11 protein-coding genes and 1 pseudogene are annotated in these 8,754 nt (G+C 56.1%); 9 read left to right on the forward strand and 3 right to left on the reverse strand.

Going from position 1 to position 8,754, the window contains the following annotated elements:
* Positions 1-94 precede the first annotated feature (94 nt).
* Both ACTBDU_RS13695 and ACTBDU_RS13700 read right to left on the reverse strand, forming a co-directional pair.
* Positions 95-460: a guanylate kinase gene (locus ACTBDU_RS13695; protein ID WP_438806845.1), complete on the reverse strand. Its 366-nt coding sequence runs from the start codon at positions 458-460 to the stop codon at positions 95-97.
* A 368-nt stretch (positions 461-828) separates the two neighbouring features.
* On the reverse strand, positions 829-1,254 hold the full coding sequence (locus ACTBDU_RS13700; protein WP_438806846.1) for a MarR family winged helix-turn-helix transcriptional regulator: 426 nt from the start codon (positions 1,252-1,254) through the stop codon (positions 829-831).
* 1,390 nt (positions 1,255-2,644) lie between these two features.
* Here ACTBDU_RS13700 and ACTBDU_RS13705 point away from each other — a divergent pair.
* The 9 genes from ACTBDU_RS13705 (at position 2,645) to ACTBDU_RS13745 (ending at position 8,583) form a co-directional block, all read left to right on the forward strand.
* Positions 2,645-2,950 carry a hypothetical protein gene (locus tag ACTBDU_RS13705; protein ID WP_438806847.1) on the forward strand — a complete coding sequence of 102 codons (306 nt, stop codon included), beginning with the start codon at positions 2,645-2,647 and terminating at the stop codon, positions 2,948-2,950.
* A 426-nt stretch (positions 2,951-3,376) separates the two neighbouring features.
* Positions 3,377-3,553 carry a hypothetical protein gene (locus ACTBDU_RS13710; RefSeq protein ID WP_438806848.1) on the forward strand — a complete coding sequence of 59 codons (177 nt, stop codon included), beginning with the start codon at positions 3,377-3,379 and terminating at the stop codon, positions 3,551-3,553.
* Positions 3,554-3,589: 36 nt separating this feature from the next.
* On the forward strand, positions 3,590-4,189 hold the full coding sequence (locus tag ACTBDU_RS13715; RefSeq protein WP_438806849.1) for an ABC transporter permease: 600 nt from the start codon (positions 3,590-3,592) through the stop codon (positions 4,187-4,189).
* The gene (locus ACTBDU_RS13720) at positions 4,186-4,551 is read left to right on the forward strand and encodes a hypothetical protein (protein WP_438806850.1); all 366 of its coding nucleotides are present in this window, start codon (positions 4,186-4,188) and stop codon (positions 4,549-4,551) included. The genes ACTBDU_RS13715 and ACTBDU_RS13720 overlap by 4 nt, the downstream gene beginning before the upstream one ends.
* A 142-nt stretch (positions 4,552-4,693) precedes the next feature.
* Positions 4,694-5,110 carry an ABC transporter permease gene (locus ACTBDU_RS13725; RefSeq protein WP_438806851.1) on the forward strand — a complete coding sequence of 139 codons (417 nt, stop codon included), beginning with the start codon at positions 4,694-4,696 and terminating at the stop codon, positions 5,108-5,110.
* Positions 5,107-5,817 carry an ABC transporter ATP-binding protein gene (locus tag ACTBDU_RS13730; protein WP_438806852.1) on the forward strand — a complete coding sequence of 237 codons (711 nt, stop codon included), beginning with the start codon at positions 5,107-5,109 and terminating at the stop codon, positions 5,815-5,817. The genes ACTBDU_RS13725 and ACTBDU_RS13730 overlap by 4 nt, the downstream gene beginning before the upstream one ends.
* 366 nt (positions 5,818-6,183) lie before the next feature.
* The gene (locus ACTBDU_RS13735) at positions 6,184-7,434 is read left to right on the forward strand and encodes an ATP-binding cassette domain-containing protein (protein ID WP_438806853.1); all 1,251 of its coding nucleotides are present in this window, start codon (positions 6,184-6,186) and stop codon (positions 7,432-7,434) included.
* The gene (locus ACTBDU_RS13740; RefSeq protein ID WP_438806854.1) at positions 7,392-8,405 is read left to right on the forward strand and encodes a CocE/NonD family hydrolase; all 1,014 of its coding nucleotides are present in this window, start codon (positions 7,392-7,394) and stop codon (positions 8,403-8,405) included. The genes ACTBDU_RS13735 and ACTBDU_RS13740 overlap by 43 nt, the downstream gene beginning before the upstream one ends.
* Before the next feature lie 4 nt (positions 8,406-8,409).
* Positions 8,410-8,583, forward strand: coding sequence for a hypothetical protein (locus tag ACTBDU_RS13745; protein ID WP_438806855.1), 174 nt, complete (start codon positions 8,410-8,412; stop codon positions 8,581-8,583).
* A 3-nt stretch (positions 8,584-8,586) separates the two neighbouring features.
* Here the strand turns inward: ACTBDU_RS13745 and ACTBDU_RS13750 are convergent.
* Positions 8,587-8,754: pseudogene (locus tag ACTBDU_RS13750) on the reverse strand (IS3 family transposase); the annotation flags it as partial.

Consider the following 8,754-nt stretch of genomic DNA (forward strand, 5'->3'; position numbering starts at 1 on the left):
AATCCACCTTTGAGTATTAAAAACCGCAATAAAGTGTCTATTATCTGGTAGCCGGAATAGTCGTCCGACCCGTCAGTCTGGTCACGATAAATGACTACAACTGTCCGGCCCTTTTTTTACCGCGGATCTGCTGTGCGCCTTGCCAATCGATGTCGAGGAAAACACTGACGCCGGTGGCCAGCACCTGCTGAATAGCTTCGCGTGAGGTGCCGTAGTAATTGTCAAATACGCGGGCGTATTCGAGAAAGGCATCTTCAGCAATCATGCGCTCAAATTCCGCCACCGACACAAAAAAGTAATGCTGACCGTGCGCTTCGCCGGGGCGCATGGCGCGAGAGGTGTGAGAAATCGACACCTGTGTGTCATAGAGCGGCTGGGTTTTCAGCAACGCCTGGATCAGGCTCGATTTTCCCGCGCCGCTTGGGGCGGAAACGATATAGAGCGTACCTTGAATCATCATGAAATAGTCAGCTGAGGTTGAGAGAGCAACAGGGCGCGTTTCTATTATACAGGGCATTAGAGGGCGTTGCAGCTGTCAACGTAGCGGCAGGGTCAGCATAGGGGGCAAACAAGCCCGCGGGTGAGAAGAAATAAAGGAGCACGGTCGCCGTGCGAAGGTGTAAATCGCCCGTGCTTTCCCTTTTTGAACGTTTAAGATATTTATCGGAAAAAATCCACCTTTGAGTATTAAAAACCGCAATAAAGTGTCTATTATCTGGTAGCCGGAATAGTCGTCCGACCCGTCAGTCTGGTCACGATAAATGACTACAACTGTCCGGCCCTTTTTTTACCGCGGATTTCAATGCTGATATAACATCATAAGCCGTGCTATTTTTGCTGAGCTTCAAGTACATTGCAGACTTCGCTGAACTTTTCTAGCTGCATCTCGGATAACGGGGCAAACATGCGATCCAGAATGGCTTTGTGGGTCTGTTCGGCGATACGCAATTTCTCACGTCCTTTCTCCGTAATATAGACATACTTCACCCGGCGGTCGGTGGGGCTTTGCTGGCGCTGCAGCATCTCCTCTTTTTCCAGTGCATCGAGCACGGTCACCACGGTGCGGGATGAAAAGCCCATATAGTTCTTGATATCGGTGGCGCTGGTTTTGCCGGTGGTAATCAGGTGCAAAATTTTCATTTTCGACATCGAGAGACCTTCGTTCACCAGCTGGCCATTCACTTCTTTTCGCAGGCGGTGATAGATACGTGATAGGGACTCTACCATGACTGAAATATCGGTTGATTTATCCATGTTCTAATCTCTATATGTTATTTATTCGCTATCAGTTATTCCCAAAGCACGTTAGATTTCCGTTTGGTATTACTGATGGCTTTAATGGTATCGGGTAAATATTACACTTATACAGAATTGATAACGCTAGGAAATGTTTTAAACAAGCAATGTTGTTAGCTTGCGCTAACATGAAATACATTTTTTAACAAAAATAGTGAAGTTCTCTGAACCTCCGTTAAATAGGGGCATCCTGGAGACAGAAGAGTATGGGTTACTTCCAGGTTATTATTAGCGCCCAATCGGAGTATGATCGGACCCCCTGCTTCATTACTGACTGCCCGAGCAGTTTATCGAAGTTTTTTTAAATTTGAAATATGACTATAAGAAAAAGGCGCATATATTTTGAAAATATAATGACAAATATATATTTTTATGTTTTATTGGTTACTATATATATCAATATCCCGCTAATCTTTACCGGAATTTACAGAGCGGAGTGATGCAATGTGCTGTTGTAAAAGGATTTTTAGAAATTTTTTTAGATGAAACGCCGTGCCGGTTTCGTTATAGTAGATCACGCAAAAACCGAGCTAACAAAAAATAATCACAAATTAAAATCTCGCAAAAAAGCTAAAAAATCCTCAACGCGCCTTAAATCGCTATCGATAATTTTAGGTAACCCATTAAAATTTAATGATATGCTATTTTTATCTCTTTCTCTAAAAATCTAAATTAGGCAAACATCTATGGTATTTTTTTCATTAAAATCAACAAATTGTAGAATTTATAATCTATTTGCGCGGCAATAGACTTCGGCGACGGCCATCGCTCTCCCTGTACGGTGACAAAGGCGGCTGAAATAGTCCGCAAAAAGGCTTCTTTTCGGGCAATAATTAAAGCGGTCAGGGTCTACTCTTGCTTATGGATATGAGATAAAAAACGCGAAATACCTCCCTGAAAATATTCCCCCATTATCCTAAGGGCGATGTAATTCAATCGCGTTAACGGCGCCGGGTTGCTAACGTCGTTAACGTAATTGTTATAAAGGGTCTGCTACCCCCGTGGGGGAGGCTGTCGTGCAGGGGGATTAGCTAATAGGGGGCAGCGCTATTTGCGGCGCAAATGCTGGCGAATGACAAAAAAGCGGTGGCGGCAGCGCGATATTCCCCCGTGTACGGGGGCTGACACTGGCTTTTACCGCGCGCTGCCGGCGGTCTCGTGCCGAGAAGACTATGACTGATGTCGCAGGCATCGCCACGGACTGCGGCACGCTAGCTATAGTTAAAACATGAGTCGCCATGAGAAATAGACTCATGTTCAACCATATTCAGCTTGGCGTGCGGGATCTGGCACGCATGCAGCAGTTTTACGACGCGGTACTAACCGAACTCGGCCTGATGTGGGGCGGGTGCCGGCACATAGCGCCGGCGAGGCTGAGGTGATCTGGCAACGCGCGGAGCGGCGTTGGCCGCAGTTTGTGCTGCGCGAGCCACGCAACGGGTTACCCCCCCCCTGGGCCAACGGCAGTCAGGTTAGTTTCGCCGCGTCCTCGCCCGATGCAACGGCATCGTCGGTTGCGCTAACGCTGGGCGCTGTTAATGAGGGCGAACTAAATATACGGCCGCAGTATGCGCCGGATTTCTATAGTGCCTATTGCCGCGATCCCGAGGGCAATAAGCTTTGTTTTGTCTATGCCAAAAGGGTAAACGGTTAAGCCGGCCTGTTTTCCTCGGCGGCCAGCCTTATGCCGGGGCGTTATTAACGCCCTTTCGATCGCTTGACGATAATGGGCGCATCGCTTTGCCGTAACCGGTCTGTGGCGATCTCCGGAGCCGCCGTGCCACATCCCCCCTTAACCCGGCTTTCGGGTCAAAAACGAAAGATCGTGCGTCCCGGCCTACGCCATCGTGCGCCTCGTTGAGCTGATTCCAGGCGTCTGACTGTACCATTTCATCCTTTCTCACGCGGCGGTGGCGCGCGACATACGGCGTTCTTATATGTCGCATTTCTCACCGATAAGGTCGCAAATACGACGTTTATCGCCAAAAAAGACTGGTAAGCTCATAACCGGTTGCAACCGCATTTAGGCGGTTTCGGTCCCGGCCAGCGTTCCGCCGTCGACACTATTACAGGCGCATCTATGCGTATTTATCTGCTTCGCCGGCTGCTATTAGCGGCGTCGGTTATGTTGGTGGCCGTCTCGCTACTCTTTTGCCTAATATTTTTAGTGCCAGGAGATCCCGCGTCGGTCGCGCTTGGCCCGCGCGCCAGTGAGGCGCAAAAGCAGGCTCTGCGGGCTACCATGGGATTAAATTAGCCCGCACCGGTACAGATTGGCCGTTTCCTTGCGCGGGTGGTGCGCGGCGATTTGGGTGAGGATGTGCTGACCCATCGCCTGGGCAATCGTATTGGGTATTCTGCTCGGCTGTTGGGCGGCATTACGGCAGAACAGCTGGGCCGATCGGATTATCGGCGTGCTGTCTATCAGCGTTATCGCGCTGCCGGCGTTTATCGTGGCGATCTGGCCTCGCCGCTGCATGCGCTGGTACTACCGTCGCTGACGGTGGCGCTGGGCTGGATGGGCTATCTTTCCCGGCTGGTGCGGGCCTCCATGCTAGAAGTTCTGAAGGAAAACCATATCCGCACCTTCCGTGCATTCAGTATGCCTGACCGGCTGATCGCCCTGCGCTATGCGCTGCCAATTGCGGTGGTACCGGTAGTATCGGCGTTGGGAGTCGGCATTGGCTCGCTGCTTTCCGGCGCGGTGCTGACGGAAATCGTCTTCGCCCGGCCGGGGCTCAGCAAATTGGCGTTTGATTCAGTGATTTCCCGCAATTTCCCGGTAGTGATGGGTTCGGTCGTGGTGACGTCTGGTCTGTACGTTCTGGCTAACCTCCTCGCTGAGGTGATTAACAGCTGTCTCGATCCGCGCGTGCGGCAGGAGTTGTCATGATAGAACTGTCAACGCCGGTCGGCGGCGCTTCGGCGCCGGCTATCGCCGCCACCCCGCCGCAGATAGGCATGGCGCGGGTACTGCGTCAGGTCTGGTCGACCGGAATCGAACGCTTCGCATTACTCTGCGTCATCGCGCTGTTATTGTGCGCGCTGTTCGCCCCCTGGCTGGCGCCGCATAATCCCATCGCTATTAAGGCGGTCCTGCGGTTGAAGGGGCCGAGCATGGACTATTGGCTGGGCAACGATCAACTGGGGCGTGATATTCTCTCTCGGCTGATTTACGGCACGCGCGTTGCGATGATGGTGGCTTTTGGCAGCACGGGCGGTGCCTTGCTGGTTGGGTTCACTGCTCGGGCTTGATGGCCGGCTACGGGCCGCGCCAGCTCGATACGCTGTGCGATTCGCTGATGTCGATTCCGATGATTTTGTTTGCACTGGCGGTAGTGACGCTGGGGGGCTCCAGTCCAGTCTAGCCACTATTATCCTCATCATTATTACTTTCATGGTACCGGGGTATTTCCGGGTGGTGCGCAGCCAAACCCGGGTGCTCAAGCGGATGGAGTATATCTATATCGTCGCGGTTCGGGCCATGGGCGCGTCGCCGGTCAGCGTTGTCGTCCGGCATCTCATTCCCAATTTGACCGGCACCCTGCTGGTCATGGTGGCGATGGATATTCCCGCGGTGATCGCCATCAAGTCGGGTCTTAGCTTCCTCGGCCAAGGCATCCAGCCGCCGGACGCCAGCTGGGGCACGGTACTCAATGGCGGCTACTCCTACATCTGCCAGGCGCCGCATATCGTTATCGTTGCCGGCATGCCGATCGTTCTCGCCACTCTGGGCTTCACCTTCCTCGGCGAGGCGCTGCGCGACGCGCTGGACCCCCTTACCGCCACCCATACCGGAGGCGATCGCGCATGACATTGCTCACTATTAATCAGTTAACCGTCAGCTACGACTCTCCTCGCGGGCCGTTACAGGCGGTACGCAACATCAACCTTACGGTCAATAAGGGCGAAGTCCTGGGATTGGTGGGCGAAAGCGGTTCCAGAAAATCGACGCTGGTCAGCGCCATGTTGACCCTACTGCCGCCCAACGCCCGGGCCAGCGGTGAACTGCGCTACCGCGGCGTCGACTTGCTAACGCTGCCGAAGGAGGGCCGACGCAAACTGCGCGGCAACGGTACCGCCACCGTCTCGCAGGATCCGTTTACCGCGCTTAATCCTGTGGTGACGATCGGTAAACAGCTAATCGCTTTTCAGCATCACAAGGGCGGTACGCGTGCGGAAAAACGCCTGCGCGCCCGCCATATACTGGAACGCGTAGGCATTTTCGATCCCGCCGGCCGGCTTACGCAATATTCCCATGAGCTGAGCGGCGGTATTCGCCAACGTATCGCCATCGCCGCGGCGTTGCTTACCGAGCCGGAATTGCTGATAACCGATGAATCGACCACCGCGCTGAACGCCACGACGGAAATGCAGGTGCTGGAGATTCTGAAGGCCACCCAGAAACTGGTGGACGGCGCGATTATATTTGTTACCCACGATTTGTATCTGGTCAGCGCGCTGTGCGACAAGGTGGCGGTCATGTACGCCGGTGAAGTTGTGGAGGTGCGGGGCCAATAGAGCGTTTGTTTGCCACGCCATCGCATCCCTATACCCAGGGCGGCGCTGCTGGCCTGCGATCCGGCGCGTATCCCCGGCGTCGGCCGCGAATTGCCGTTCATCGCCGGCGCCGTTCCTCCGCCCGGCGGCGAGCGGGTCAGATGTCCTTTTGAGCCCCGTTGCGCCTCGGCCTTCGGGCCGTGTCGCTGTGTGACGCCGGCTTTAACCTGTCTGGGAGAAGATGATTGGACAGTACGTTGCCATAGGATCGGTTCGCATGCTTGAAATTAAAGATTTGGTGGTGCGCTATTGCACCGGTAGTCTCTTCAGCCGGTTCAAACCGGGTGCGGTGCGATCAGTGAATATATTGACCGGTGTTGCCTACATGTGGCGTCGGGCAAGACGCTGGGCCTTATCGGCGAAAGCGGCAGCGGCAAAACCACCCTTGGCCGGGCAGTGATCGGTCTGACGCCGATTAGCGGCGGCATGGTACAGGTCAACGGCCGCGAGCCCCAGGACGCCAGCGATTGGTCCTGGCGCGGGATCCGGTGCGACACCGGCCTGATCTTCCAGGATCCGATGGCGGCGCTCGATCCGCACATGCGCGTGGAAAAGCTGGTGACTGAACCTTTCAGCGTCAACGGTCGCGAGATAGACCGCCGCGCGGGGGCGAGTCGACTGTTGTTGATGATCGGGCTACCGGCGGCGGTTATCGATCGTTACCCACATCAACTGGCGGGAGGACAGGCGCGGCGCGTGGCGGTAGCGCGGGCGCTGAATTCGGTGATTTTCAACGACGCGCGCCTGATAGGGCCGGCGTTGGGCGGCGTATTGGTAGATACCGTCGGCGAGGGGTGGTGTTTCGCCTTTATTGCCGCCTCCTACGTGCCGCTGATCCTGTTCTTGTTCACCATCCGCATGTCGCAGCGCCCGCCGTCGACCCGGCTGAAAGGTTCGCTGCACGAGATGGGTGAGGGGCTGGCTCTTCTGCGCCAGGAGGCGCCGGCGCTGCGTATTCTGCTCTTGGTGGGGCTATGCAGTCTCACCAGCCGTGCCGTATTTTTCCTTTCTACCCATGCTGGCGGATACCGTGTTGCACGGCGGTCCTGCCGGTTCGGGCATTTTAATGAGTGTTACCGGCGTCGGCGCATTACTGGCGGCGTTACAGCTCACCTTTGTCGGTCAGATCGGCACCATGGGGCCATGGCCGCTGCGGGCTACGGTCATGTTGGCGCTGGCGTAAGTCCTGCTGGGGCTGTCGCAGCATTTCTGGCTGAGGGCCATTATCGCCGCGCCCATCGGTTTTGCTATGCTCACCCAGAATCTGACCTCCAACTCGCTGTTGCAGCACCGGGTGCCGGATCATCTGCGCGGCAGAGTTATGTCATTTTATTCGGTGATGCTGATTGGCACCGTGCCGATCGGCGCCATTATTTACGGCGGCGTGGCGGAGGAGATCGGCCTGCCGTTAACCCTGATTATTGGTGGCGCGTTATGCCTGGCGGGGGCAACGGTGATCTCTCTTTGGGATCGCGCGGACCGAAAGCGTCGGGCGCTGGCCTCGCACTCACTACTTTAGCGACAGGAGCTGTCCCATGTCCCAAGCGTCATTCACCGTCGATTTTTCGCTACAGATAGCGTCCTATCGTCAGATTTTTGTGCCGCTGCCGGACGGCCCCCGCCTCGCTGCCCGGTTGTGGCTGCTTGAGCACGCCCCGCCAGAGCCGCTGGTGCTGGAGTGGATCCCCTACTGGCAGTCGGACAACACCGCGACGGGCGACGCCATGATGCACGGGGTTTTCCCCACCCACGGTATCGCCGCCCTGCGGATCGATTTGCGCGGCAGCGGGAATTCCGACGGTCTGCAGCGCGATGAATACCTGGCGCAAGAGCAGGATGATGCGGTTGAGGTGATTGCCTGGCGGGCGCATAGCGAGCGCGATGCATTCTGGCGCGGCTCGATCTGTGAAGATTGTCAGGCTATCGAGTGCGCCGTCTATGCGGTTGGCGGCTGGACCGATGGCTATTGCGATGCCATTTTACGGTTGATGCAGCATCTAGATGCGCCGCGCAAAGGGTTGATTGTCCCTTGGACCCACGTTTATCCCACTTGGGGGGGGGTGCCAGGCCCGGCAATTGACTTCCTAGGCGAATGTTTGCGCTTTTGGCGGCGATGGCTGCTGGGCGAGGAGACCGGGATTATGGGTGAACCCATGCTGCGCCTTTGGCAAGGGGAAAGATTGCGGACCGATCCTCGCGGTATTACCCTGGGCGGACATTGGCTGAGCACGTCGGGCTGGCCGGCAAGCTACGCGCGGGTGACGTTCGGCGTACACCGGCTTACGCGTCCTAAGAGCGTCGCGCCGGGCGAGTCGTTCCGCGTCAGGTTATTGCTTAAAAGGGCGGCCTATCGCTCTTCAGCCGGCTGCCGGCGGCAGCTGGCGCTTTCTACCGCCTATTGGCCAATGGTTTGGGCCGAGCCGGGTCAAGGGCCGCTGCAGCTGTGGACGGACGACGCGTTATTACAGTTGCCGGGCCCTGGCGACGCCATTTACCGGCGACGGGCCGGCGTTTGGCGCGCCGTGCTCGGCGCCGCCTTATCCCCATGAGGTGGTGGCGCCGGAGGTGACCCGCCGCCAGGTGGAATGGGACGTTGGCGCGGGCGTACATCGGGTGGTCATGGACGCGCAACGGCAGCAAACGCAGATTGGCGAACTGCGCTTCGGCAGCCAAGGACACGAAGGTTATACCATTGGCGCGCTGGCGGAGAGCGCGCGCACGATGTAGTGGTCAACTAAAACTAGCCACCGCGTTAGCGTTTTTCCAGTATTTATTTTCTGATTCGTTTGGTGGCAACCCGCCGTTATATTCATGCGGCCTGAGTGCGCTGTAATATCCCACGATATAGTCGGTAATTTCATGAGCTGCTTCGCTGAAGCTTATGTAGCCCGTTACCGG

Source organism: Sodalis sp. (in: enterobacteria) (assembly GCF_051710625.1).
In the GTDB taxonomy this organism is placed as follows: Bacteria; Pseudomonadota; Gammaproteobacteria; order Enterobacterales; family Enterobacteriaceae; genus JBPESN01.